Below are 25,373 nucleotides of genomic sequence, written 5' to 3' on the forward strand. Positions count from 1 at the left end.
CCTCTCAGGAGTCCGCATGACCACCCGCAACAGCCCGCGCACCGCCCTCGTCACCGGAGCCGGGTCCCGCCGCGGCATCGGCCGCGCCACCGCGCACGCCCTCGCAGCCGACGGTTACGCCGTCGCCGTCCTCGACCTCGACAAGGAAGCCGCCGAGGAGGCGGCCCGCGAAGTGGCCGCCCGCCACGGGGTCGAGACCCTCGCCCTCGCGGCGGACGTCACCGACGCCGATGCCGTCGACGCGGCCGTCGCGCAGGCGGAAGCGGCTCTGCCGCCCCTCGGCGCGCTCGTCAACAACGCGGGCATCACCTCGCCCGTGCCGTTCCTGGAGGTCTCGCCCGCCGAATGGGACCGGATCTTCGACGTCAACGTGCGCGGCGGCTTCCTGGTCACCCAGCGCGTCGCGGCGGGCATGGCGGAACGCGGATTCGGCCGCATCGTCTTCCTCTCCTCGGTCTCCGCCGAACGCGGGGGAGGGGTCTTCGGCGGGGTGGCCTACTCCGCGGCCAAGGCCGGACTCCTCGGCTTCGCCCGGGCGCTGGCCCGCGAGTTGGGGCCGTCGGGCGTCACGGTCAACTGCGTGGCACCCGGCCTCATCGACACCGACATCACGCAGGGCAAGCTCGACGAGGCCCGCAAGGCGGCCATGGTGGCGGACATCCCCGTGCGCCGGATCGGGGGCGTCGACGACGTCGCCGAGGTCATCGCGTTTCTGACGCGGCCCGGCTCCGGCTACGTCACCGGTGCCACGTACGACGTCAACGGCGGTTCCCACATCCACTGAGACGAGCCGAGACGACGGGCCCGCCGCATCAGCGGGCCCTTTCTCGTGGTCGGGAACGTCCCGGCCGCTCGGCCCCATGTGGCGAGCGATACGTCCTCAAAGAAATACCTGACGTGTCAGGTACTGTTGAGTCAGGTGAATCGCCCGCACCAGACGGGCGCCCCACCCTTGTGCCGAGGTTCTCGATGAAGCTCATCTACGTTTTCGACGCCTACTGCGGCTGGTCCCACGGCTTCTCCCGGACGCTGCGCGAGGTGGTGTCGCGGCATCCGGAACTCGACGTCGACGTGGTCTCCGGCGGCCTCTTCACCGGGTCCCGCCGGGTGCCGATCCGCGCGTTCGGATACGTCCAGGGCGCGAACGCCAAGATCGCGGAGCTGACCGGCGCCGAGTTCGGCGAGGCCTACGACCGGCTGATCGCCGACGGTTCGTTCGTGATGGACTCCGAGGCCGCCGCACGCGGTGTCGCCGCCCTGCGCCAGGTCGCGCCCGCGCGCTCGGCCGAGCTGGCTGCCGCACTCCAGCGGGCCTTCTACGTCGACGGCCTCGGCCTCTCCGACCCGGCGACCTACCGGAAGGTCGCCGAGCAGTCCGGACTGGACGCCGATGCCGTGGTCGCCGCCTTCGAAGCACCCGGGGCCCGGGAGGCGGCCGAGGCCGACTTCCGCCGGGCCGCCGCGCTGGGCGTCACCGGCTTCCCCACGCTCCTCGCCGTCGACGGCGACCGGGTCACGCCGCTGGCCTACGGAAACGCCACCGCCACCGAGGTCGAACAGCGGCTCTCGGCCCTCACCGCCCACTGAGCCACCCACCCCCGTCCCCCACCACCCCTCAACACAAGGAACCAGCGATGAGCGCCCTCTCCTTCAAGGTCCTCGACCTCGACTTCCCCGCCGGCAGCAAGAACAAGACCGCCACCCTCGTCACCGGCGAGAACGACGCCCTCCTCGTGGACGCCGCCTTCACCCGCGCCGACGGCCACCGCCTCGCCGCCGAGATCCTCGACTCCGGCAAGAAGCTGACCACCGTCTTCGTCAGCCACGGCGACCCCGACTTCTACTTCGGCGCCGAGGTCCTCGCCGACGCCTTCCCGGCGGCCAAGTTCCTCGCCACCCCGATCGTCATCGAGCACATCCGGCACTCCTACGAGGGCAAGCTCAAGGCATGGGCGGCCGTGGGCGAGAACCTGCCCACGCGCCTCGTCGACCTGGAGCCCCTGACCGGCGACCTCACCCTCGAAGGGCACCGCTTCGAACTCAAGGGCGGCCCGGCCGAGCTTCCCGACCGGCACTACCTGTGGCAGGCCGGGCACCGCGCGATCCTGGGCGGCGTGCTGCTGTTCCAGCGGGAGCACGTCTGGGTCGCCGACACCCCGACCCCCGCTGACCGTTCCGCGTGGATCGGCCTGCTCGACGAGATGGCCGCCCTGGAGCCGGAGCTCGTCGTCCCGGGCCACCGCCTGCCCGGCACTCCCGCCGACGCCTCCGCCATCACCGCCACCCGTGCGTACCTCGTCGCCTTCGAGGAGGAGCTCGGCAAGGCGGCCGACGGCGCCGCGCTCACCGAAGCCCTCGTCGAGCGCTACCCGGACAACGGCATGCTGATCGCCGCCCAGATCGGGGCGAAGGTCGCCAAGGGCGAGATGCAGTGGGGCTGACGATGAGCGAGTTCGCCACCTCCACCGCCCCCGCCGACGTCGTACGCCGCCAGTACCTGGCCTCGGCGGCCGGTGACCTGGCCGCCCTGCGCGCCACGCTCGCCCCCGACGTGGAGTGGACGGAGATGGTCGGCTTCCCCCTCGCCGGCACCTACCGCACCCCCGAGGGCGTCACCGCCAACGTGATGGAGAAACTGGGCCAGGACTGGGACGCCTGGACGGCCCACGACGACACCTACGTCGCCGACGGCGAGAACGTCGTCGTCCTCGCCCGCTACACCGCCACTCACAAAGGCACCGGCAAGCCGATCGACGTCAGGGTGGCCCACCACTTCGTGGTGCGCGGCGGCTTGATCGTCCGCTTCGAGCAGTTCACGGACACCGCGCTCGTCCGCGACGCGATGACCACCTGAGACACGACGGCAGGTTCCCGGCGACCCTGGCCGAGCGGGGCGCGGCGGCGGCCGTGCTCGATCTGCGACCCTCCGGTGCGAAAGTATCGCGGGTGACCATGCCGTCGAAGACGTCCCACGGGAGCGGGCTGGTCCGCTTCCCGCCTGGTCAGGCGAGGGTCAGGGGTGTTTCCCGTGGCCCCTGCCGATCGCGAAAGCCCGGGTATGCTTTCGTGACCCCCCGGGGTCGCGCGGGGGAGGGTGCCGGAATGACGGCCCCACTGGGCGAGGGAATGGGAAAGGCAACGTGCCGGACAACCGATCAGCAGCGCCTGCCGCGGAAGGGCCGGAAGCGCCGGAGGAAACGGGAGCACCGGAGGAGCGGAGCACGGGCGGTGGCGGGCCGGCGGCCGTCACCATCGCGTACATCGCCGAGTCCGCCGGCGTCTCGGTCCCCACGGTGTCCAAGGTGCTCAACGGCCGGCCCGGTGTGTCCGACGAGACCCGGGCCCGGATCGAGGAGCTGATCCAGCGGTACGGCTACCGCAAGCCGCCGAAGAACCGCAGCAACCTCGTGGAGCTCGTGTTCCGCGAGCTGGAGAGCATGTGGTCCGTGGAGATCATCCGCGGGGTCGAACGGGCGGCTCGCCGCAACAAGGTCGGTGTCCTGGTGTCGGAACTCGGTCTTCACGACACTCCGGTCAGGACCATCGACGAGACCGTGGGGCGACGCCCGCAGTGCGTCCTGTCGGTGGCGTGGCTGTCGGAGGAGGAGCGGGACCAGCTGAAGGCGAAGGGCATCCCGTTCGTCGTGTTCGACCCGAACGGGGAACTCCCCGACGACGTGCCGTTCGTGGGTGCGACGAACTGGCGGGGAGGCCAGGCCGCGACCCGGCACCTGATCGATCTGGGACACCGGCGCATCGCCATGATCACCGGCCCTGACCATCCCTTCTGCCTCGCGCGGAACGCCGGCTACGTCTCGGCGCTCGCCGAAGCCGGTCTGCCGGCGGATCCGAACCTGATGGTCAAGACGCTCCTCACCCGCGAGGACGGCTACCAGGCGGCACGGGACCTGCTCACCCGCCCGGACCGCCCCACCGCGGTCTTCACCGCCAACGACATGCAGGCCCTCGGCGTCTACCAGGCGGCGCGCGAGCTGGGGCTGAGCATCCCGGCGGATCTGAGCGTGGTGGGCTTCGACGACGTACCGGCCGTGGCCTGGGTCGACCCGCCCCTGACCACGGTCCACCAGCCCCTCGCGGAGATGGCCGTGGCCGCCACCGAACTGGCCCTGGCCCTGGGACGCGGCGAGGACGTGCCCCGGGCCGGACTGGAGATCGCGACCACGCTCACCGTCCGGGAGAGCACGGCGCCGCCCAAGAACTGAGGGGACCGGGAGGACCCCGGGTGCCAGGACGGCACCCGGGGCCGGCGGGGCAGGGTCAGGCGACGGTCCCCGTCACCGAACCTCCGTTCTTCGTCACGCGGTACGTCACGGTCGCTCCGCTCCAGAAGTGGAAGGTGAGAGTCGCCTGCGCACCGTCACGCAGGGCGTTGAGGTACGCCGGCGTCAGGGTGAGCGCGTTGCCGGAGTAGTTGGGGGAGAACGCGTTGTTGAACTCCTGATACGGGGTCCAGGCGGTGTTGCCGGCGGTGCTGCCGTCGGCGTACTTGGACTCCATGGTCGCCAGCTGGTCACCGCGGAACTGGGTGCGGATGCTCAGCCCGTCGGAGGTGCTGCCGCTCGCGTCGGAGAGCACCGGCCTGTCGTACGTGGTGACGTGGATGTTCCAGGGGACGCCCGTGGAGAACCGGGCCTGGATCGTCGCGTTGATGCCGTAGGCGCGGTTCCCGGCCAGTCTGGTGAGAGCGGAGGCCGTGAGGGTCAGCTGGGTGCCGGAGACGGTGTAGTCCCGGCCCTGGACGAGTTGCGTGCTGCCTTGCCAGAGGCCGCGGAAGGCGGTGCCGTTCGGGTTCAGGGTGAGCGTCCTGGCCGTGATGGCGCTCGACTTCGCCAGAAAGATCCGGTCCGAGGAGGCGGTTCCCGAGCGGGTGGTCCAGCTGGACTTGATCGCGGCGAACAGCGCGGGGTCGGTCCACCGGAACGTCGTGCGGTTGAGGTAGGCCCAGGTCCCGGGGTCCCACAGGGCGGTGGTCACTCCGGCGGTGCGGGCGTTGTACCCGAGCTGCTCGTAGAACTTCAGCGCCTCGCCCCGCTCGATGCGGGAGGGGTGGTTGGAGTCGGGGAACTGCAGCAGACCCCACTCGCCGAGGTAGACCGGGACGCCCTTGGAGGTGAAGGTGGTGCGGAGCCGGTTGAAGCGGTCGCTCATGTCCTGCTGCGAGGTGGCGTCGAACCGCGTGCCGCCGGCGACGTTCACGCTGAACGGGTAGTAGCCGTAGTAGTGCACGGTGGCGACGAGGTTGGGGTCGTTCATCGCCTTCATCTCGCCGGACAGGGCGTCCAGGAAGACCTGGTCGGAGCTGGTGTGCAGACTGGGCAGGACCAGCAGCCGGGTCGCGTTGTTGCCGCCGGACTGGCGCACCACGGTGCGGAACGCCGTGTTCAGTTCGCTGTTGTACTGGATGCCCTGGGCATCGGTGGTGTTGTCGAACTGCGGCTCGTTGTTGCTCTCGAAGAGCAGGGACTTCGGGGAGTCCTTGAACGTGGCGGAGATCTGGGTCCACGTGGCCTTGAAGCGGGCCAGGACACGGTCGTGGTCGGTGTGCATGGCGGAGATCCACTGCCACGAGTCGTGATGGACGTTGACCACGACGTACAGCCCGTCGGCCAGGGCCATGTCGACGACCTCCTTGACGCGGTTCATCCACGTCGCGTCGATCGTGTAGGGGGCCGTGGCGGACTGGTGGTCGGTCCAGGTGACGGGAATGCGGACGCTGCGGAAGCCCTGGGCCTTGATGGTGTCGAACAGGGCCTTGGTGACCTTCGGGTTGCCCCAGGACGTCTCGTCGGGAATGGCGTCCAGGGTGTTGCCCAGGTTCCAGCTCGGCTGCATCGCGGCCACGGTGTCCATCGGGCTCGCGGCGAGCAGCGGGAGCCGTATCGGGAGCGAGCCCTTCTGGTCGGGTGCGGCGAATGCCGCGGTGCCGGTCAGCCCGATCATGGTGATCAGCGCCAGCAGGAGGCCGAGTACCCGGCCCGGACCGCGACTGCGGCGGTCGGTGAGGTGGTGCGTTCTCTGCATCTCTGACCCTTCTCTGTTCGGCCGGGCGGGGCCCGCCCGTGGGGGGATCGTGTGTTCGGTCGGTCGAGGAAAGGCCGTTGCCACGGCATCCTGACGCCGGATCAGGGGCCGGAGGGCTCGTAGTCGGACTCGTAGTCGAACCAGTCGAAGTGGACCGTGCCGGCGGCTGCGTACAGGCCGATGACCCGGCCGGTGAAGCCGCCGGCCACCTCGGTCGACAGATAGCGGCCGTCGAGGGCGCCGAGCTCGGTGAACGTGCCGTCCGGCTCCTCGACGCCGAACGTGAGGGTGTCCGGCCCGGTGCGCGCGTCCCGGGCCGGCGTGGGGGAGACGCGCAGGCCGAGGACCACGGGCCCGGCGGGCACGGACCGTGACGCCACGACGGTGCGCAGGGGCCCCATCCGGGCGAGCAGCCGCACTTCGCCCTCGGACGCCTCGATCTCGTAGTGGTGCTCCTCGTCCAGGCGGACGGCGAGGCCGCCACGGCCCTCCGCCGGGTCGACGCGGGTGCGCACCGCGCACGTCAGGTGCTGCTGGCGGCGACCGACGAAGACGACATCCCGTTCGTCGAGCGAGGCGCCGCGGGCCCGCAGGGTCAGCCAGCCGGCGCGTTCCTTCGTAGTGCAGTGCTCCACGGGACGGTCCCGCACGGAGATCCACTGCGGCCGCAGCTCAGTGAGGTCGAAGTCGTCACGGACGGGTTCGGCGGGCTGGGGGACGAGCGGCCAGGCCGGCGCGGGCAGTTCGGACGGCACCTCGCCGACGACCGGCCAGCCGTCCACCCACTCCACCGGCACCAGGAACGTCTCGCGGCCCAGCACGTGCCAGCCCGGCGTGCCGCCCCGCGGCCGGACGGCGAGCAGCACCATCCACCACGAGCCGTCGGGCGCCTGGACCAGGTCCGCGTGTCCGGTGTTCTGGACAGGGCGGTTGGTGCCGCGGTGGGTCACGACCGGGTTGTGCGGGCACGGCTCGAACGGGCCGGAGGGAGACGTCGCGCGGGCGATCGAGACGGCGTGACCGCGCTCGGTGCCGCCCTCGGCGATGAGCAGGTACCAGTACGCGCCGATGCGGTACAGGTGCGGCGCCTCCGGGGCCATCGCGTCGACGCCGCCGGACCAGAGGGGTCGCGGCTCGCCGAGCGTCTCTCCGGTGGACGGGTCGAGGCGCACCTGCGAGACCCCGGCGGTCGTGCACAGGCAGGTGCCGTCCTCGTCCCAGGCGAGGTCCGGGTCGATGCCCTTGATCCCCGGCAGCCGCACCGGATCGGACCACGGCCCGGCCGGATCGGTGGCGGTGAACAGCAGGTTTCCCTCGCCCTTGGCCACGTTGGTGACGATCAGCCAGAAGCGGCCGTCGTGGTGGCGCAGCGTGGGGGCGTAGATGCCGGCGGAGGAGGGCGTGTCCGTGGTCAGGCGGAGCTGGCCGGGCCGGTCCAGGGCGTTGCCGATCTGCCTCCAGTGCACCAGGTCACGACTGTGGAAGACGGGGACGCCGGGGAAGTACTCGAAGCTGGAGCACACCAGGTAGTAGTCGTCGCCCACACGGCACACGCTGGGGTCGGGATGGAGGCCGGGGATGACGGGGTTGGCCACGAGGGCTTCGGAGAGCTGGTTCTCTGACACTCGGTCAAGTCCTTGTCGTCAGTGGTTCGTCGACGCGTTGTCGAGGCGGAGCAGCACCGCGGACGGAGCTGTGGGCAGCGTCAGCGTGAGGTGGCCGGTGCCGGGGTCCCATGCGACGTCGGCCCGGCTGGCGGTGGGGTAGAGGACCTCAGGGCGAGGCGTGGCGCCCCGCAGGTGTGGCAGGGCGAGACGCGTGGTGGCCTCGGCTCCGGGGCGGCGCCACACCGTGAGGTACGTGGTGTCGGGGGTGTGCAGGGCCAAGGCGATCCACGGGTCCTCCCAGGCCGGCAGTCCGAGCGGCCAGGCGGGGACGGCCCGGGTCAGGTCGGCGCGGATGGCCTTGTACACGGCGACGGCCTCGTGCACCAGGGCGAGGGACTCTGGCCGCAGGTCCGGCAGCAGCCCCGACAGATGGATGCGGCCGAGGAGGGCGTTGGCCATGGTGAAGGCCACCTCGTCCGAGGAGTCCTGCGGCAGCGGGTAGGCCCAGACGGCGCCCTGCTCGGGGGTGACCGCGGTGGGGGCGGAGGCGGCGATGGGCGCGTACAGCTGGAGGTTCTGCTGGTCGCTGGTGGACTGCAGCTGCATCCGGGACAGCAGTGCGTAGTCCCAGCGCATGCCGCCGGACGAGCAGTTCTCCACGACCAGTCGCGGGAAGCGGTCCAGGATGCCGTCGAGCCAGTCGAGGTGCGCCCGGTTGTGGCCTAGCAGACCGGCGCCCGGCGTTTCCCCGGGGTGGGCACTGGTGCCGGAGCCCGGGTCGATGTTGTGGTCGAGTTTGAGGTAGCCGACGCCCCACTCGCCCACCAGGCGGTCCACGACCCGGTCCAGGTGGGCGCGGGCGGCGGGGTGGCGCAGGTCGAGGTGGTGGCGGCCGGTCTCCGTGACGCGGACACCGTCGCGGCGGAAGAACGCCTCGTCCGGGAGGGACTTGGCCATGGGGCTGCGGACGCCGATCACCTCCGGCTCCAGCCACAGACCGGGCACCATGCCGCGCTCCCGGATGCGGTCCAGCACTTCGTGGATGCCGCGTTCCCCCGGGAAGCGCGAGGCGGCGGGCTCCCAGGCGCCCACGCTGTCCCACCAGCCGCCGTTCTCGCCGTCGTACCAGCCGGCGTCGATGACGAAGTACTCCGCGCCCGCCTCGGCCGCCGCGTCGATCAGCGGCAGCAGTTTCTCCGTGGTGGGGTCGCCCATCAGGCAGTTCATGTAGTCGTTGAAGACGACGGGGAGCCGCTGGTGGTCCGGGTGCGGGCGGCGGATGGCGCGCCGGTAGCGGGTGAGTGCGGCGAACGCCTCGTCCGGGCCGCCGTGGTCGCCGAAGGCGAGGGCGACCGGTACGGTGGTGAACTCCGCGCCGGGCTCCAGGGGATGCCGCCATCCGTGGTGGGTGTCGTTCGGACCGAACAGGGCCAGGTAGGCCAGCCCGTCGCGCTCCCCGCACTCCCAGTGCCAGCCACCGCCGTTGTGCTCGATCTGCCACAGCCAGGTGCGGCCCGCGCCACGGTCGGTCAGTCCGCCCATGGGCAGTCGGCCGCAGCTGGACCACACCCCCCGCCCGGTCCGTGTGATCTCGCCCTTGCCGTTGTCGTAGACGACGCGGTCGCCGAGGAAGGGCGAGGTCACCCGCATCGGCTGTCGCCGCCACCGGCATTCGGCGACCCAGTCGTTCTCGGCCCACAGCACGTCCGCCGCCTCGATGGCCTCGCGCCCGTCGGCGAGAGGGGCCACGACGAGGGAGGAGACCGACTCCAGGTGGAGGGTGGCCGCCCCGTCGTTGCGCAGGACCACTTCGGCGCGCAGCACGGGCACGCCGTCCGGCGAGCGGTACGTCACCTGTGCCGTGAGACCGGTCTCGGGGTCGTGGAGTCCGACAGTGAGCACGTGCCATGCGCCGTCGCGGGTCACACGGTGCTCGCGGTACCGCAGACGCGCGCCGAGGGACGTGTCGATCAGACGCCCGCCCGACCAGGCGCGGCCGTGGCCCGCGGCCGTCACCTCCACCAAGGGCAGCGGAGGCCAGTTGCGCCGCTCGGGCGGCGTGCCGCCGGGAAGGCCGATCCGCGTGAGGCGGGCGGTGCCGTCCTCGGCGACGCCGATCTCGACCTCCAGGGTCCGATGGCCCCATCGGAGGATCTGCGGTGCGCTGGTCATGATTGCCTTTCCGGTAGGTCGGCCGGCTTCAGGCGATGCGGAGTACGACGCAGCCGCCGGGCGGCAGTTCGGACACCGGGGCGTCCGTGAGCAGGTCGTGGGCGGGCTCGGGCAGGGGCACGGGTTCGGTGCGGTGGTTGATCAGGAAGCGCCAGCGGCGGCCGTCCGCGGCGTGCCGGGTGACGGCCTCGACCCGGGGAGGCAGGCCCCGCACCTCGGGTCCCACTCCCGCCTCGTCGAGGAGCCGGGCGACCAGGGCCGCGTGACCGGCGTCGTCGAGGCGGGTGGAGAGGTACCAGCCCTGGCCGGTGCCGTGGCGGTGACGGGTGAGCGCCGGGCTGCCGGCGAGCATCCCGTGGGTGTAGGCGGCCAGCGTCTGGGCACCGTCGGTGCGCAGGGACTCGCTCCATACGGTGCCGTGCGACCCGTCCGACAGGGTGACCCGCTCGTCCCGCCGCAACGGCCGGTACTCCTCGACGCGGATGCCCAGAGCCTCGCGCAGGGCAGGGGCCGGGTAGCCGCCGAGACGGGCGTGCAGGCGGTCGTCGACGTATCCGCTCGCGTGCTGGACCAGGAGCGTTCCACCGCCGGCGACGTAACGCCGCAGGTTCTCGGCGGCCGCGTCGGACAGGAGGAACAGGGCCGGTGCGATGACCAGCGGGTAGGGGCCCAGGTCGTGTTCCGGGTGGGCGAAGTCGACCGTGACACCGGCGTCCCACAGGGCACGGTGTGCCCGGCCGAGTGCCGCGTGGTAGTCGAGGCCCGCGGAGGGCAGGCCGTCCACGCCGAGCGCCCACCACGCGTCCGCGTCGTGCAGGACGGCCACCGACCCGGCGACCGTCGACCCCGCCAGCTCGCCGAGCCGGGCGACCGCCTCGCCGACCTCTGTGACCTCACGGAAGATCCGGCTGTCGGGCCCCGCGTGCGGCACCATCGCCGAGTGCCAGGTCTCGGCGCCGGCCCGGGACTGCCGCCACTGGAAGAAGAGGGCGCCCTCCGAACCACGCGCGATGTGGCCGAGGGTGTGGCGCAGGACGTCCCCGGGGTCCTTGGCGAGGACCCGGTCCCCGTCGTACACCGTGCTCGTGCCCTGCTCCATCAGCAGCCACGGCCGTCCGCCGCCCAGGGAGCGGGCACGGTCGGCGTGGAAGGCGACGTCGGCGGCGGCAGCCGGCCCGGGGGCGCTCGGATACTGGTCGCAGCTGACCACGTCGAGCTCGCGGGCGAGGGCCCACAGATCCAGGTTCTGGTAGGCGGGCAGCATCAGGTTGGTCGTCACCGGGCGGTCGCTGTGCGCGCGGATCGCGTCGCGCTGCTCGCGGTAGGCGGCGACCACCTCGTCGGACCAGAAGCGACGGAAGTCGAGGTGCTGGCCCGGGTTGCCGTGCCAGTTGGTCGCGCGCGGCGGCAGCACCTGCTCCCAGGAGCCGTAGCGCTGGCTCCAGAAGGCCGTCCCCCAGGCCTCGTTGAGGGCGTCCAGCGAGCCGTGGCGGGCCCGCAGCCACACCCGGAACGCGGCCGCCGTGTGGTCGCAGTAGCACAGCGTGGCGTACTCGTTGTGCACGTGCCACAGCGCGACGGCGGGATGGTCCCCGTAGCGTTCCGCGAGGGCCCCGGCGATCCGGCGGGCCGCGTTCCGGTAGGCGGGCGCGGTGAGGCAGTACGTGTCCCGGCTGCCGTGCACGAGGCGGGTGCCGTCGGGCCGGACCGTCAGCGCGTCCGGGTGGGCCAGGGTGAACCAGGGCGGCGGGGAGGCGGTGGGGGTGGCCAGGTCGACGGCCACGCCGTTCGCGTGCAGCCGGTCGAGGTGGGCGTCCAGCCAGGCGAAGTCGTAGCGGCCCTCCTCCGGTTCCAGCAGGACCCAGGAGAAGACCCCGACGGTGGCCAGGTTGACCCCGGCCCGTCGCATCAGCTCATCGTCCTCCTTCCAGACCGCTTCGTCCCACTGCTCGGGGTTGTAGTCACCGCCGAAGGCGAGTCCGCCCAGACGGTCGGTGAGGCTGCGCGAGGTCATGACGGGCCCTCCTGGTGAGGCGACGTGGCGAGTGCACCGCTCTGGCGCACCGTCGGAACCGGGGCGGATCGGGCGCTCGCTGTCGAAGCGCTTCACCTGGCGGCGTACGCTAACGACAGGTTTCTCGCGAAACAAGAGGGTGATGCCTAGGAAACTTTCTTTTCCTCGGTCCATTGACAGCCTGAGAGGCCGGTGGCAGCGTCGAAGCGCTTCAACACCTCGAAACCGGCGTGCTTCCAGGGGGCCCTCTTGGGTTCCTGCCCCTGCTCCTACCGCCCTCGCCCTTCGTCACGAGAACTGAGGCCGACACCATGTACCAGCGAGCCGAACGCGCCCTCGAGCGACGGACCCAGGGCGAGATCCTGCGCGTCGAACCCTGGGGCCCGCACGCGGTCCGGGTGCGCGCCGCGGCCGACACCATCGACCACGAGGCGAGGTGGGCCCTCGACCTGCCTCCCGTGCAGGGGGAGTCGACAGTCCTCGTACGCGGCGACGGCACGGCCCGCCTGGTCAACGGACGCCTCACCGTCGAGGCCGACCCGGACGGGCGGCTGCGCTTCCTGCGCACCGGAGAGGCGGACGCCCCGCGCGAACTGCTCGCCGAGAAGCGCCCCCACCACGCCCGCCCGGGCCCCCGCGTCCACGCCTCGCGCGGCGACGGCACCTACACCGCCGAGCAGAGCTTCGAGGCGTACGACGGTGAGCGCCTGCACGGCCTCGGTCAGCATCCGCACGGCGGCCTGGACCACAAGGGCCGTGTCATCGACCTCGTCCAGCGCAACACCGTCGTGACGATCCCCTTCCTCCACTCCTCGCGCGGCTACGGCCTGCTGTGGAACAACCCCGCCACGGGCCGCGTGGAACTCGCCACCGACACCACCCGCTGGGTCGCCGAGCAGACCCGTGGGATCGACTACTGGGTCGTCGCGGGCGACACCCCGGCCGAGATCATGGCGGCCTACGCGGACGCCACCGGCCACCCGCCCCTGCTGCCCGACTGGGCGAGCGGCTTCTGGCAGTCCAAGCTCCGCTACCGCACCCAGGACGAACTCCTCGCCGTCGCCCGCGAACACCACCGGCGCGGACTGCCCCTGTCCGTCATCGTCTGCGACTTCTTCCACTGGACCCGCATGGGCGACTGGTCGTTCGATCCGGAGGACTGGCCCGACCCCGCGGCCATGACCAAGGAACTGGACGCGCTCGGCGTACGGCTCCTCGTGTCCGTCTGGCCGACCCTGGAGGACGACAGTGCCGGCTTCGCGGCCCTGCGCGACTGCGGTGGCCTGGTCCGGGACAGCCACGGCGGGCTGCTGCGGCAGCACTGGCCGGCGCGCGGCGGCGACCAGCGCTATCTGCCCATGGCGTACTACGACGCGACCCACCCGAGAGCCCGCCGCCTCCTCTGGGACCGGCTGCGGGCCAACTACCAGGCCCTGGGCGTCACCGCGTTCTGGCTGGACGCCTGCGAACCCGACCTGTCCCCGGCCCTGGCGTCCCGAGCCGTCTACCACGCGGGACCGGGCCCCCAGGTGGGCAACGCCTACGGGCACGAGCACGTACGGGGCGTCGCCGAGGGGCTGCGGGAGACCGGCGACGACCGTCCCCTCAGCCTGGTCCGCTCGGCCTGGGCGGGCAGCCAGCGCCACGGCGCCGCACTGTGGTCCGGGGACATCCCGCCCACCTTCGACTCCCTGGCCGCCCAGGTCCGCGCGGGACTCAACGTCGCCCTGAGCGGCATCCCCTGGTGGCACACCGACATCGGCGGCTTCCTCGGCGGAAACCCGGACGACCCGGCCTACCGGGAACTGCTGATCCGCTGGTTCCAGTACGGCACGTTCAGCCCCGTCATGCGCCTGCACGGCGACCGCGAGCCGAACCAGCCCTTCAGCGCCCGGATGAGCGGCGGCCCCAACGAGATCTGGTCCTACGGCGAGCAGGCGTACCCGATCCTGCGCGACCACCTTCTGCTGCGTGAACGCCTGCGCCCCTACCTCCACGGACTCGCCGAGACCGCCCACCGCACCGGCGCCCCGCCCATGCGCCCGCTGTTCTTCGACTTCCCGGACGACGAGACCGCCTGGGACGTCGACGACCAGTACATGCTCGGCCCCGACCTGCTCGTCGCACCGGTCACCGAGGCGGGCGCCCGCGAACGGACCGTGTACCTGCCGTCCGGCAGCCGCTGGTGCGACACCGCGAGCGGAGCCGAGTACGAAGGCGGCACGAGCGTGCCCGTCGCGGCACCGCTGGAGCGTATTCCGGTCCTCGTCCGGGCCGGTGCGCGCGTGCGGGGCGAACTCGGCCCCCTCGGACCGGCAGCGCGGGCCCGCTGACCGTGCCGCGTGGTCAGTCCCGGCCTGCACCGCTCGCTGTTCACCTACATCAGCGGTTCCAGCTTCGTCTTCGAGAACCGGCACGGAGTCTCCTCGACCAGACGGGGCAGTCCTGCGGGCACGCCCGCGGGGCGGTGCCGGTTTCTCCACCGGCCCCGCCCCGCAGGATTGTTCGCCTCCTTCAGTTCTCCGGCTCACCTGTACCGGTGAGCGGTCAGTCCACGTTCACGACCTTCCACAACTGGCCGTCGGCGTTCGTGTCGGTCGACTGGACGAGCTGAGTGCCTCCCGAGGACACGGTGAGCAGCTTGCTGCTGTTCACGTTCTTGATCTCGTAGTAGCCGTTTCCGTTGGCGACCAGGGTCCAGCGCTGGCTCGCGGCGTTGGTGTCGGCCGACTGGACGATGGACGCGCCCTCGGTGGTGACGCCACCGCTGACGCTCAGCAACAGGGCGCTGTTCCGGCTGACGATCTCGTAGCTGCCGTCACCGACCGGGACGAAGCGCCAGTTCTGGTTCGGGCCTCCGGTGTCGTTCCACTGGATGACGTTGGCTCCGTCGGTCTTCGAAGCCGCCGAGACGTCGACCGCCTTGCCGCTGCCCTTGTTGAGCACCTTGTAGTTGGCGTTGGTGGTGGGGAACGCGATGGAGGCGAACGCGTCCAGTGCGCAGACGGTGCCGGACGACGCGGTGTTCTTCGTGCCGGTGCACACCACCTTGATCGTGTGCGGGCCCGCCGCGAGGTCCGTCTTCTCGAACAGCGGCACCTGCTTTGTCACCGTCGAGGCGTAGGCGTCGACGCCCGACTGGGCGAGGGTACCGTCGAGGTAGACGTCCACCTTGCCCATGTTCGGCTGCGTCATGCTCAGGTACCGGACGCCCGAGCCGGTGAACGAGAACTCGGCGTAGTGGCCCGCGGTGCTCGTGAACTTCTCGGACCCGTTCATGTCCTGCGTGTCGTTCCAGTTCGACCAGGTGCCGGAGTAGGTCACGCCGGTCGCCTTGTCGTCGACGTGGTTCCAGCGCTGCCGCACGAGCGCCTTCGACGCGGCGGACGCGTTCCCCTGGGCGTCCACGACGTAGAGGCGGTAGTCACCCGCCGTCTGCGGAACGCTGATGGACGTCGCGGTGCCGCTCGCACGGGTCTTCGTGGGACCGGCGGTGAACGTCGTCGTGCCGGTGGGAGCCAGCCAGAGGGTCTTGGTGCTGTCTCCGGGGCTGCGCACCGGAATGGTCGTCACGCCCTTGCCGGTGAACGTGCTGGCGGGCAGCGCGTAGTCCTGGAGCGTCACATGGCCGGACGGGATGATGTCCTTGTAGAGGTCGTCCAGACCCGCGTTCACCGCGATGCCGTACGCCTGCGACGGCCACACGCGGTCCGCGTGCACGCGCACGTTCTCGATGGTGCTGCCCGGGACGCTCGTGCTGAAGATCGTGTTGACGGGACCGTAGGTGTTGGTGATCTTCAGGTTGTTCTGGTTGCCCCAGGTGCCGGAGTTGATGGCGTACTTGACGTTCGGATCGATGTCCAGGACGTTGTCGTGCTCGTTGATGTTGGCCGAGCCTTCATCGGGGTGGATGCCGTACTTGTGCCCGGCGGGCACGCCCTGGAGGAAGTTGTTGCTGATCTCCGTGCCCGGCTGATTGCCCAGCGTGTAGATGGGAGCAGCGTCACTGAGCGTCTGCATGGTGTCGATGAGCTCGTTGTACTGGACGCTGTTGTTCTTCGCCGTCGTGGTCGGGGTCCCGGGAACGATGGAGTTCTGCGAACCGTCGAAGTTCCACCATCCCCAGCCGAGCGTGATGCCCGCCCACGGGGCCTTCTCGATGCGGTTGTGCTGCAGCGACAGCGTGTCGGCGAAGTAGGCCGACACGGGGCTGGAACCCTCGAACAGGACCGCGCTGTCGTACAGGTAGTTGTTCGTGACGGTGATGTTCTTGCAGACGCCCTCGACGTCCACCGGGTACTTCTCGTGGTTGGTCGAGGTGTAGTCCCCGATGTACACATGCTGGGGGTGTCCCACGGTGAGGGCGGAGCCGGCTATGTCATTGGTGAAGTTGCCGGTCACCTGCGAGTCCGTCACGTCGTTGGCCATGGTGATCCCGTCGGCACCGGTGTGCTGCACCGTGTTGCGCCGCAGGATGATCCCGTCGGCGTTCTCGATCTGGATCATCGCCGGCGGCAGATCGACGTTGCGGTAGTGGTAGACGTGGAAGTTCCCCGTCGTGAACACGTTCGCGCCGGCGTTGCCCTGCTGGCCCTGCCGGAAGACGGAGTCCCCCACCTTGGTCAGGTTCCAGTCGGAGTGCTCGACCGTGAGACCGGAGAACGTGATGTTCTTGGCGTGGTCGGTCCTCGACGTGCCCGCGATCTTGAGGAGGGTGGACACGTTGTTCGGGGCGAAGACCTTCGCCGTGGTCATGTCCTCGGAGCTGGACTTGTAGTAGTACAGCGCGTGGCTGGTCTTGTCGAAGTAGAACTCACCCGGCTGGTTCAGGAACTCGTACGCGTTCATGAACGTGTGGCTGCCGCCGGGGTTGAAGTTGCCGTTCGGCGGTCCCTGGGCGATGGCCGCGCCGGGCTGCTGGTACATGGCCACGCGGTGGGCGCCGTCCGAGCTCGTGGTGATCTGTTTGACGCCTATGATCGCCGTGGTCCAGGTCCACGTCGTCTTGATCTCCACGTCGTCCTGGTCGGACGCGATGGCGGGCAGGTCGGAGAGGCTGTACTTGGATCCGTCGCACTCGTCGACCGCCTCCCAGGCCCAGGACGGCAAGGGAGGATCGACCTTGTAGCGCGAGTAGCATCCGGCCGAGTTGATCGTCTTGGAGGCCATCTCGGCGCGCTTGCCGTTGACGTAGAGAGCGCGCAGCTTGTTGTCGCGGTTGAGGGTGGCCTTCCAGATGTTGCCGCTGTGCTGGGTCCAGCCGGTCACCTGGACGCCTCCCTCCAGGACCGGCTTCTCGCCCGGGTAGGCGGCGTACACGACACGGTGCCCGTTCGTGCCGGAGTCGGCCGAGGTGAAGCCGATGGTGCTGCTCACCGGGTAGGTGCCGCCGCGGAGATAGACGTTGATGTCTCCGGTCATGTCGTCGTTGACCGTGCGCACGACGTCCCGTGCGCGCTGGAGGGTCTTGAACGGCGCCGATATCGTCCCGGAGTTGGAGTCGCTGCCGTCGGGAGAGACGTAGTACGTCGCCTGGGTCGCGGCCGAGGCCGGGGTCGGCGTCGTGAGGGACGTCAGCAGCGCGGCGGAGACCGCCACCGCGATGCCTGCTGACAATATGCGGACGGAGGGGATGACGTGCTTCATCGTCTGTCCCTCCCCGCGGTGCGAATGATCGGGTTGGCGTACATACTGCGGCTCCTGTATGTCCTCGGTGGGTCCTCGGCGCGGTTGACTCGGATCTTCGGTGGGTTCGGCCCTGAGTGCCTCGCAGGCCTGGGCACGACTGCGGGTTCACCTCACGACGGAGGTGGAGCGGCGGGGGGACTGGGCCGGTGTGCAGGCACGTCGCCTTCGGGGGCGGGTGCGAGGCGGTAGAAGGCGGTCGCGGTGCCGGCCAGGACGGACCGGATCTCGTTCTCGGCGCAGCCGTCGAGGAGTTCGTCCACGGTGGCGGCCCAGCGGTTCCAGCCGCCCGCGAGGTTCGCGACCGGCCAGTCCGAGCCGAACATCAGCCGGTCGGGGCCGAAGGAGTCGAGCAGGACGTCCCAGACGGGCCGGATGCCGGCGGTCGTCCAGCTGTCGTGGTCGGCCTCGGTGATCAGCCCCGACACCTTGCACACCACGTGGGGGTGACCCGCGAGCCGGCGCACCTGGCGTTCCCAGTCCGCCAGGTCACCCGCGGCGATGGGCGGCTTCCCCGCGTGGTCGAGCACCTGGGGCAGGTCCGGGAACCGTTCGGCCAGCCGGATCGCCTGGTCGAGCTGGTGGCTGCGGACGAGCACGTCGTAACAGAGGCCCCGGTCCCGGACCGCCGCCAGGCCCCGCTCCACATCGGGCCGTTGCAGCCACCCGGGGTCCGTCTCGCCCTGGACGAGGTGGCGCAGGGAACGCAGATACGTGCCGCCCGGTCCGGCGCGAAGGCCGTCGAGCACGTCACCGATCGCCGGGGACGTCAGATCCGCCCAGCCGACCACGGCCCCGATCAGCGGCTCCCGCGCGGCGAGCGCGAGCAGGTCCTCGGTCTCGGGCACGTCCGCGACGCACTGCACCACGACCGTGCTGTGCAGCAGCCGGCCCGCGATCGGCTGAGTGGCGGTGGAGCGCAGGTCGCCGGGGCTGAAGGTACGGCGGATCACTGCCATGTCGGGGTCGTCGAGCCAGGGCTGCGGACGGCGGTCCAGGTCCCACAGGTGGTGGTGGGCGTCGACGAGTGCGGGGGTCGCGGTCACCGCCGGCCCTCCTCCGGGCTCAGGTGCCAGACCTCCGCCAGCTCCGTCCACTGGCGCGAGTCGCCCCGGTCCGGCCAGGGCTCCTGGCAGGGATCGGTGCGCTTCCACCACTCCTGGGTCTCGGGGTCGGCCTCGAGTTCCGCCATGTCGGCCTCGAAGTCGTCGCCGTGGTACTCGAAGTAGGCGAACAGCACGTCACCGTGGAGGAAGATGCTGTAGTTGCGGATGTGTGCCCGGCGCAGGGCGGCCTCGACTCCGGGCCAGACGGCGGAGTGGAGTTCGAGGTACTCCCGGCGGCGTTCGGACCGGAGTCTGATGGTCTGAGCGATGCGTTTCATCACGCACCCTCCTCGGGGGTGAAGGGCGTCCGGTAGCTGGGGGTGTGGGTGCGCAGCCGGAGCCGCAGCGTGAGCCGGATGCGGGTGGACGCCGGCAGCCGGACGGTCAGGAAGGCGCTGTCGCAGACCGTCTCCGCCTCGGTGACGACAGGCTCCGTGTGGCCGTAGTCGTACATGTCCCCGACCCAGCTGTCGTCCGCGCAGGTCGTGTACCGGACCGTCGTGATGGTGTGCTCGGCGAAGGTGCCCGCCTGGACGATCACCGTGCGCTCGGCCTCGGGGGAGAGGTTCACCAGTTCGACGGTGGTCGCCTCGGGCTCGATGGACGTGACCAGCGCGGCCACGTCCGGCGGCAGGCCGGCGCGGCGGGCCTCGGCGTCGTGGTAGCGCAGCCGGGCCTGTTGCAGGCCGCCGTTGTACAGCACCTGGGGGCCGCCCCAGGTCAGCTGGACGAGGGCCTCGGTGACCACGGGGTTGCACAGCTGCCACACGTGGATGTCGGCCTCGGGCACGTCCAGGTCGCGGTAGCGGTCGATGCGCCGCAGACGGTGGCGAACCTGGGCCTGAGCGGTGGCGAGGATCCGCTCCGGGTAGCCGGGGTCGTCACCGGCGAGGAAGGCGAACCACGCCTTCTCGTGCCCGGACTCCTCCTTGGCACGGAACGGCCGGACCGTACGCCAGTCGATGCCGTCCGCCTCGCGCAGCCCCTCCAGCCGGGCCCGGTCGGCGTCGGAGGCCGTGTGGTGCCACAGGGCCACCGGCACCGGCGCGGTGACCGGGTTGTAGTCGAACCAGCCCGAGTCGTTGTGGCGGAAGGGGAGGTGGAGCGTGGGCGTGTGGACGTCCGGGCCGAGCTCGACGACCCACTTGGAGGGGAGGCTGGAGTCCGCCTCGGTGTGGGGCATGACCTTGCCGTGGCCGATGAGGGTGTCGAGCGAGGTCGCGACCATGGAGAGGTAGTCGTCGTCCCCGGTGACCGTCGCCGCCGCCAGCGCCGCCACACAGGCCGCGTGGCCCACGCTGTGCCAGCCGTGCGGCCAGGACCAGCCGTAGTGGCCGCCGTACCAGCGTCCCTCCAGCAGACTGCCGACCTCGCCGTCCGGGCCGGCGTTGTCCGGGACGAGTCCCTCGTTCGCCCGCGTCCGTTCCCGCCACGCGCCCACGTACTCGACGATCCAGTCGCGGTAACGCTCCTCGCCCGACAGGATCCAGGCGTTGAGGACCAGCCCGGCCGCGGCGAGGTTGACCGCCGTGTCGCCGACGCCCATCCGCTCGCGCATCTGCTCGCCCAGACGCGGATCCTCGGAGAGGGGGAACGGGCCGCCCTTCGCCTCGGGGATCCAGTCCAGGGGGAAGCCGTAGGTCTCGGCCTCCTTCAACAGCCAGGGGTAGACGTCACCGTCGAACAGGCCCGACCGGTCCGGGTCGCTGCCGTTGTGCGGGCGGGTGACGATGCGGTGCCCGGGGTCGTAGTTCCCGTGGGCCGGATCGACGTACAGCTCGGCGAAGCGCAGGGCGCGCTCGGACCAGCGGTCCGGGGCGGCCATGCACAGGAAGTACAGCAGCAGGAGGCTCTCGCCCTGGTGGAACCAGTCGTAGCCGCGCTCGTACTCGTCGCGCAGCATGCCCAGTTCGGTCAGCTGCCGGGTCACCCCCTCCCAGTGTTTCTCACTGGCGGGCAGCAGATCGTCGGCGCCGCCGAGGAGGTACAGCTGGGGCCAGTTGAAGAACACCTCGTAGAAGTCGTCCACACCGTCACGGGTGGTGAGACGGTCGTTGTAGTTCAGCCGCCCGTCCGGGCCGGTGAAGTCGCGGGCGAAACGGCGCCAGGCGTGGTCGAGCAGGTCGAACAGCGCACGCTGCGCCGTGGCCCAGCCGGGGGGTTCGAGCAGCGGCACCCCGGCCCGGACCTCGGGTGGGGGAGCAAGGTGGCCGGAGGCCTGGGCGTCCTCCCCCGAGTCGCGGTCGGCAGAGCTGAGTGGCATGCGAGGGATCTCCGTTCGGGGTGGTGGCGGGGACGTCATTCCTTGGTGGCGCCCGCGAGCATCCCGCTGACCAGGAAGCGCTGGGCGAAGAGGAAGACGACCAGCACCGGTGTGATGGCCACCAGGGTCGCCAGGGCCAGTTGCGGGCGCTCGACGGCGAGCGAGCCGACCGTCGGGTTGAACGACGGCACGCTGCTGAGCAGGTTGCCCACGCCCACCTGGACGGGCATCTGGTCGCTCTCGGGGAGCATCACGTACGGCAGGAAGTAGTTGGTCCAGTTGGCGACGAAGCTGAAGAAGCCCACGAGCGCGATGACCGGTGTCGCCAGCGGCAGCGCCACGAGGCGGAAGACACCGAACTCGGAGCAGCCGTCCATCCGCGCTGCCGCGAGCAGGTCCTTCGGGACGGCGGTCGTGAAGTAGATGTAGGTCAGGTACACGCCGAACGGGTAGAAGGAGTAGGGCAGGATGATCGACCACATCGTGCCGATCAGGCCCACCGCGTTGATCTCCAGGAACAGCGGCACCACCAGCGTGGCGTTCGGCATGAGCATCACGACCAGCGTCGAGACCAGCAGCGCGCGCCGGCCCCGGAACTCGGTCATCGCCAGGGCGTAGCCCGCGGGCACGGCCACGCAGAGCGTGATGACCAGCGAAATCACCGCATAGAGCGCGGAGTTGCGCAACCACAGCAGGATGGCGTTGTCCTGGTACGCCGAGAGGGCGTGCCAGTTGGCCTCGAGCGTGTGCCAGGAGCCGATGGAGAGCGGGCTGTCGTGGACCAGCTGCTGGTCGGTCTTGGTCGCCGCGAGGACGAGCCAGAGCACCGGCAGCACGAAGAACACGACGAACAGGGCGAGTACGGACGCGGCGAGCAGCCGGGACGGCAGGTGCCGTACGGACCGTCGGCGCTGCCGGGAGGGCCGGTGCCGTGACCGGCTCGTGCGCTCGGGGCCCCGCTCCGTGCGGGGCGCGGCGACCGGACTGGGGGAGGTGTCAATCGGCATCGAAGAACCCCGACCGTGCGACGAAGAGGGCGGCGGCCGACACACTGACGACCAGGAGCTCCACCGACACGGCGGCGGCGCCGTTGACGTTGTTCATCTGGAAGGCGAAGTCGTACGTCAACTGGTTGAGCGAGTAGTCACGTCCGGCCACGCCCACGCTGGCGAGGGACAGCAACTGCGGCTCGACGAACAGCTGGGCGCCGCCCGCGAAGGCCAGGATCACCATGTACACGATCCACTTGCGGAGCATCGGGATCTGCACCCGCCAGGCGATCTGCCAGGCGTTGGCACCGTCGATGCGCGCGGCTTCCATGACGTCCTTGGGGATGTTGTTGAGCGCCCCGTACATGACGACGATCCAGCCGCCCGCACCGGTCCAGAACGCGATGATGGTGAACAGCAACGCCAGGTTGCCGGGTGCGATCACCTCGCCGAAGGTCTGGAAGCCCAGCGCGCCAAGGAGCGAACTGACCGGGCTCACCGTCGGATCGAGCATGAACAGCCACACCAGCACGCTCGCGGCGCCGGCGAGCGCTCCGGGGATGTAGTAGAGGAACCGGAGCGCCTGCCCGGTCCTGCCGGAGGCCAGGCGGTGCAGCAGCAGCGCCAGGCCGACCACGAAGACCACCAGCGAGACCAGCCACAGGACGAGATAGACCGCGACGTGGCTCACGGCGTCCAGGAACCGGAAGTCCCGTGCCGTGGTGACGAAGTTGGCGAATCCGGTGAAGGTGCCCCCGGCGTCGGTGAAGGCGAACCAGATGGCGTAGCCGGTCGGAAGGATGCCGAAGGCGATCAGCAGGACCACGTAGGCGGCGACGAACGCCACGCCGGCCCGGCTCTGCCGGGCGGGGCCGCGACGGCGCCGACGGGCAGAACCGGCCGAGGAGAGGGTGAGGGTCACTGGGAGACCTGGTATCCGTTGGACTTGGCGTGCTCGACGATGGAGTCCTGCCAGGCCGGCAGCATCGAGACGATGCTCTTGCCCTGGGTGAGGCCGGGCTTGACGGTGGCGGCCCAGATCGCCTCCTGGCTGAACTGGCCCGAGCCCCAGCCCGGCCAGACCTGTGAGGAGGCGTCCTTGAGCGCACTGAGGTCACCGCTGAAGTAGCCGGAGGCGTCCTGGGCCTTCAGCCAGTTCTCGGCAGCGGGTGCGTAGGCCGGGAAGCCGGGTGCCTTCTCGCCCTGGTAGGCGTTGTCGGTGGTGACCCACTTCAGGAAGTCGGTGGCCGCCTTGAGATGAGGGGAGTGCTGGGAGAGCAGCCAGGTGCCGCCGCCGACGTTGCCGGTGGACGTCGCGGAGTCCCCCTCCCACTGCGGCATGGGAGCCACCCCGATCTGCTTCGCCGGGGTCTTGAGACCGTCCTTGAACACCGCCCCGCCGAACCAGGCCGGTCCGGGCAAGAGCAGCACCTTGTCGGCCTTGTTCTTGGCGAAGTCGGTGCTGAACACCCCGCTGACGGACATGGACTTGTTCTTGATCAGTACGTCCATGAGCCTGGCCATCTTGGTGCAGGCCTCGCTGGTGGTGTTCACCGACACGGCCTTGGGGCCGGTGATGTGGTTGGCGCCGCACTTGCTCGCCCACAGGTAGATCTCGGGCGTGAAGGAGTCGCCCGCGTCGCCCACCAGGTAGCCGGGGTGCTCCTCGGCGACCCTCTCGCCGAGCTTCTGGTACTCCTCCCAGGTCGTGGGCACCGTGTAGCCGAACTTCTTCATCAGCGGCGCGTTGTACCAGAGCACCGCCTGGGAGAGGTCGTTGCGCAGGCAGTAGAGCGTGCCGTTCACCGTGCAGACGTCGTTGGCGCCCTTGGCGAACTTCCCCAGGGTCGCCGCCGGCATCAGCCCCTTGTCGAGCGGGGCGGCGAAGCCCGCGTCGACCGCCCAGGTGACCTCGTTGTTCTGCGAGCTGAAGACGACGTCCGGCCAGCCCTTCTTCGTGCGGTTGAAGAGCTGGACCTTGGTCTGGAGGTAGTTCGACCCGTTGGCGTTGCCGTCGTAGCTGACGATGCTCAGCTTCACCTCCGGGTGCAGCCGCTGGTACAGCTTCGCGGCCTCCATGCGGGTCGCGTCCACCCAGACGGTCAACGCGCCGTCCTTCTGGGGCGCTTGGGCGAAGCCGTCCTTCTCGGTCGTGCTCGCGGTGCCGCCGCCACCGCAGGCGGTCACGGTCAGGAGCACGGTGGCCGCGCAGCCGGCCAGCAACGCCGAACGTCTCTTGCTGGGCACTCTTGCCTGGCCGGCCGAAGACTCGTTGAGGGTCATGAACGACTCCACTCGGTGTGCGGGCGCCCCGAAGCAGCTCGGGAAGGTGGCGCGCGGATGGGGCGACGACTGCTCTGTCACTGCCGTCGCGGAAGAAATTAGGCGCCTTATCCGAAGGCCAGTCAAGGGTGTGTGCCGCTCTCTTCGCGCAATTTCGGAGCGCTGACCGCATCTTGCTGGGGCGATTTGCCCTCATTGAGACCTAGTAACCGATTTATGTATCAGCCTTGTCTGTCCAGGCCATTGCCAAATGAGTACGACTCATTGTTGGCTGTGGGTAGGATGAGCCCGGCTCAGCAGCGATCGATCGCTGTCGTCGCAGTCACCCGGAGGCATCACAGATGAACGACACGCCCGCGACCGGACTGGACCTGCCCGCGCAGGCCTCCACCACCGCTGCCGCGGCGGTGAACGGCCCGGACGGGGAGCGGCGTGACTACCGGCCCGGCTACGAAGTGGTGGCCGAGCGGATCCTCGAGTTCATCGCCGAGCAGCGTCTGACCCCGGGGGACCGGCTGCCCACGGAGAACGACCTCGCCCAGACGCTGAACACCAGCCGGGCGGTCGTACGGGAGGCGGTGAAGATCCTGTCGGCCCTCGGCCGGGTCCGGGCGCACAAGGGGCGCGGACTGTTCGTCGCGGACGACGAGGGCATGCTCATCACCAGCCGCTGGGGAGGCTTCTTCCGCCCCGTCGACCTCGACCACGTCCTGATGCTGTTCGAGTTCCGCAGGGTGCAGGAGATGGCCGCCAGCAGTCTGGCGGCCACCCGTGCCACGCCCGCCGAGCTACGGACCATCGAAGTGGCGATGCAGCAGTGCCGGCACGGGTTCGTCCACGGCCAGGTCGACGTGTTCAACCAGGCGGACGACGACTTCCACGCCGGTGTGGCCGCGGCCTCGCACAACACCTTCCTGGCCAGCGCGGTGCGCGACGCGCGGCGACTGCAGCGGCAGTCCAGCGCCATCGGGATCCATGACACGTTCGGTGACGGGACCGAGGCCGCGGTGGAGGAGCACGAGGCGATCTACCGGGCCATCCGCGACGGCCGGCCCGACGAGGCGGCCGAGGCCACGGCGGTACACCTCGACAGGACGCTGGAGGACTACCGGCGGGAGATCCAGCGCCGTCTGTTCGGCTGACCCTCCACCCCGCCTTCAGGTGCGTATCGCCGCGCGCGGCGCCAAGTCGCCTGTCTTGGCGGCAGAGTTC

Annotated in this window: 18 protein-coding genes; 7 read left to right on the forward strand and 11 right to left on the reverse strand. The window is 70.4% G+C overall.

Features of this window, described 5'->3' with window-relative positions:
* The first annotated feature begins 16 nt into the window (after positions 1–16).
* From ABZ948_RS19700 to ABZ948_RS19720, 5 genes are all read left to right on the forward strand, one after another.
* The gene (locus ABZ948_RS19700; protein WP_359761188.1) at positions 17–784 is read left to right on the forward strand and encodes an SDR family NAD(P)-dependent oxidoreductase; all 768 of its coding nucleotides are present in this window, start codon (positions 17–19) and stop codon (positions 782–784) included.
* Between the two features lie 185 nt (positions 785–969).
* On the forward strand, positions 970–1,587 hold the full coding sequence (locus ABZ948_RS19705; protein ID WP_359761190.1) for a DsbA family protein: 618 nt from the start codon (positions 970–972) through the stop codon (positions 1,585–1,587).
* A gap of 47 nt (positions 1,588–1,634) precedes the next feature.
* Positions 1,635–2,441, forward strand: coding sequence for an MBL fold metallo-hydrolase (locus tag ABZ948_RS19710; RefSeq protein ID WP_359761191.1), 807 nt, complete (start codon positions 1,635–1,637; stop codon positions 2,439–2,441).
* 2 nt (positions 2,442–2,443) lie between these two features.
* A complete protein-coding gene (locus tag ABZ948_RS19715; RefSeq protein ID WP_359761193.1) occupies positions 2,444–2,854 on the forward strand; it encodes a nuclear transport factor 2 family protein in 411 nt (136 codons plus the stop codon).
* Between the two features lie 286 nt (positions 2,855–3,140).
* Positions 3,141–4,223 (forward strand): LacI family DNA-binding transcriptional regulator, encoded by a 1,083-nt coding sequence (locus ABZ948_RS19720; RefSeq protein ID WP_435857536.1) that lies wholly within the window; start codon positions 3,141–3,143, stop codon positions 4,221–4,223.
* A gap of 55 nt (positions 4,224–4,278) precedes the next feature.
* On the opposite strand, the gene ABZ948_RS19725 is transcribed toward ABZ948_RS19720, so the two are convergent.
* From ABZ948_RS19725 to ABZ948_RS19740, 4 genes are all read right to left on the reverse strand, one after another.
* Positions 4,279–6,042 (reverse strand): cellulase family glycosylhydrolase, encoded by a 1,764-nt coding sequence (locus ABZ948_RS19725; RefSeq protein ID WP_359761194.1) that lies wholly within the window; start codon positions 6,040–6,042, stop codon positions 4,279–4,281.
* Between the two features lie 101 nt (positions 6,043–6,143).
* A complete protein-coding gene (locus ABZ948_RS19730; RefSeq protein ID WP_359761196.1) occupies positions 6,144–7,667 on the reverse strand; it encodes a glycoside hydrolase family 43 protein in 1,524 nt (507 codons plus the stop codon).
* Between the two features lie 18 nt (positions 7,668–7,685).
* Positions 7,686–9,821, reverse strand: coding sequence for an alpha-galactosidase (locus ABZ948_RS19735; protein WP_359761198.1), 2,136 nt, complete (start codon positions 9,819–9,821; stop codon positions 7,686–7,688).
* Positions 9,822–9,849: 28 nt separating this feature from the next.
* Positions 9,850–11,835: a beta-galactosidase gene (locus ABZ948_RS19740; protein WP_359761200.1), complete on the reverse strand. Its 1,986-nt coding sequence runs from the start codon at positions 11,833–11,835 to the stop codon at positions 9,850–9,852.
* A 311-nt stretch (positions 11,836–12,146) separates the two neighbouring features.
* On the opposite strand from ABZ948_RS19740, the gene ABZ948_RS19745 reads away from it, so the two are divergent.
* On the forward strand, positions 12,147–14,168 hold the full coding sequence (locus ABZ948_RS19745; RefSeq protein ID WP_359761202.1) for a glycoside hydrolase family 31 protein: 2,022 nt from the start codon (positions 12,147–12,149) through the stop codon (positions 14,166–14,168).
* Between the two features lie 214 nt (positions 14,169–14,382).
* Here ABZ948_RS19745 and ABZ948_RS19750 read toward each other — a convergent pair whose 3' ends face one another.
* The 7 genes from ABZ948_RS19750 to ABZ948_RS19780 form a co-directional block, all read right to left on the reverse strand.
* Positions 14,383–17,481 carry an RICIN domain-containing protein gene (locus ABZ948_RS19750; protein ID WP_359761204.1) on the reverse strand — a complete coding sequence of 1,033 codons (3,099 nt, stop codon included), beginning with the start codon at positions 17,479–17,481 and terminating at the stop codon, positions 14,383–14,385.
* A 152-nt stretch (positions 17,482–17,633) separates the two neighbouring features.
* Positions 17,634–18,566 carry an amidohydrolase family protein gene (locus ABZ948_RS19755; protein WP_359761206.1) on the reverse strand — a complete coding sequence of 311 codons (933 nt, stop codon included), beginning with the start codon at positions 18,564–18,566 and terminating at the stop codon, positions 17,634–17,636.
* Positions 18,563–18,904, reverse strand: a complete 342-nt coding sequence (locus ABZ948_RS19760) for an L-rhamnose mutarotase (protein ID WP_359761208.1) — start codon at positions 18,902–18,904, stop codon at positions 18,563–18,565. Before ABZ948_RS19760 ends, ABZ948_RS19755 begins: the two co-directional genes overlap by 4 nt.
* A complete protein-coding gene (locus ABZ948_RS19765; protein ID WP_359761210.1) occupies positions 18,904–20,889 on the reverse strand; it encodes a DUF8034 domain-containing protein in 1,986 nt (661 codons plus the stop codon). The genes ABZ948_RS19760 and ABZ948_RS19765 overlap by 1 nt, the downstream gene beginning before the upstream one ends.
* Before the next feature lie 35 nt (positions 20,890–20,924).
* Positions 20,925–21,779: a carbohydrate ABC transporter permease gene (locus tag ABZ948_RS19770; RefSeq protein WP_359761278.1), complete on the reverse strand. Its 855-nt coding sequence runs from the start codon at positions 21,777–21,779 to the stop codon at positions 20,925–20,927.
* 106 nt (positions 21,780–21,885) lie between these two features.
* Entirely contained in the window at positions 21,886–22,800 is a 915-nt protein-coding gene (locus tag ABZ948_RS19775) for a carbohydrate ABC transporter permease (protein ID WP_359761212.1), read from the reverse strand.
* Positions 22,797–24,161, reverse strand: coding sequence for an ABC transporter substrate-binding protein (locus ABZ948_RS19780; RefSeq protein ID WP_359761214.1), 1,365 nt, complete (start codon positions 24,159–24,161; stop codon positions 22,797–22,799). Before ABZ948_RS19780 ends, ABZ948_RS19775 begins: the two co-directional genes overlap by 4 nt.
* A 341-nt stretch (positions 24,162–24,502) precedes the next feature.
* Between ABZ948_RS19780 and ABZ948_RS19785 the strand changes: the two genes are divergently transcribed.
* Positions 24,503–25,303, forward strand: a complete 801-nt coding sequence (locus tag ABZ948_RS19785) for a FadR/GntR family transcriptional regulator (RefSeq protein WP_359761216.1) — start codon at positions 24,503–24,505, stop codon at positions 25,301–25,303.
* The last annotated feature ends 70 nt before the right edge of the window (positions 25,304–25,373 follow it).

It is taken from the genome of Streptomyces olindensis (assembly GCF_040645895.1).
Classification (GTDB): Bacteria; Actinomycetota; Actinomycetes; order Streptomycetales; family Streptomycetaceae; genus Streptomyces; species Streptomyces olindensis.

Coding starts and splice junctions, on each gene's coding strand:
- ABZ948_RS19780 (WP_359761214.1), bottom strand. CDS start 24,161: ATGACCCTCAACGAGTCTTCGGCCGGCCAGGCAAGAGTGCCCAGCAAG.
- ABZ948_RS19785 (WP_359761216.1), top strand. CDS start 24,503: ATGAACGACACGCCCGCGACCGGACTGGACCTGCCCGCGCAGGCCTCC.
- ABZ948_RS19725 (WP_359761194.1), bottom strand. CDS start 6,042: ATGCAGAGAACGCACCACCTCACCGACCGCCGCAGTCGCGGTCCGGGC.
- ABZ948_RS19700 (WP_359761188.1), top strand. CDS start 17: ATGACCACCCGCAACAGCCCGCGCACCGCCCTCGTCACCGGAGCCGGG.
- ABZ948_RS19740 (WP_359761200.1), bottom strand. CDS start 11,835: ATGACCTCGCGCAGCCTCACCGACCGTCTGGGCGGACTCGCCTTCGGC.
- ABZ948_RS19765 (WP_359761210.1), bottom strand. CDS start 20,889: ATGCCACTCAGCTCTGCCGACCGCGACTCGGGGGAGGACGCCCAGGCC.
- ABZ948_RS19705 (WP_359761190.1), top strand. CDS start 970: ATGAAGCTCATCTACGTTTTCGACGCCTACTGCGGCTGGTCCCACGGC.
- ABZ948_RS19735 (WP_359761198.1), bottom strand. CDS start 9,821: ATGACCAGCGCACCGCAGATCCTCCGATGGGGCCATCGGACCCTGGAG.
- ABZ948_RS19750 (WP_359761204.1), bottom strand. CDS start 17,481: ATGAAGCACGTCATCCCCTCCGTCCGCATATTGTCAGCAGGCATCGCG.
- ABZ948_RS19715 (WP_359761193.1), top strand. CDS start 2,444: ATGAGCGAGTTCGCCACCTCCACCGCCCCCGCCGACGTCGTACGCCGC.
- ABZ948_RS19760 (WP_359761208.1), bottom strand. CDS start 18,904: ATGAAACGCATCGCTCAGACCATCAGACTCCGGTCCGAACGCCGCCGG.
- ABZ948_RS19745 (WP_359761202.1), top strand. CDS start 12,147: ATGTACCAGCGAGCCGAACGCGCCCTCGAGCGACGGACCCAGGGCGAG.
- ABZ948_RS19710 (WP_359761191.1), top strand. CDS start 1,635: ATGAGCGCCCTCTCCTTCAAGGTCCTCGACCTCGACTTCCCCGCCGGC.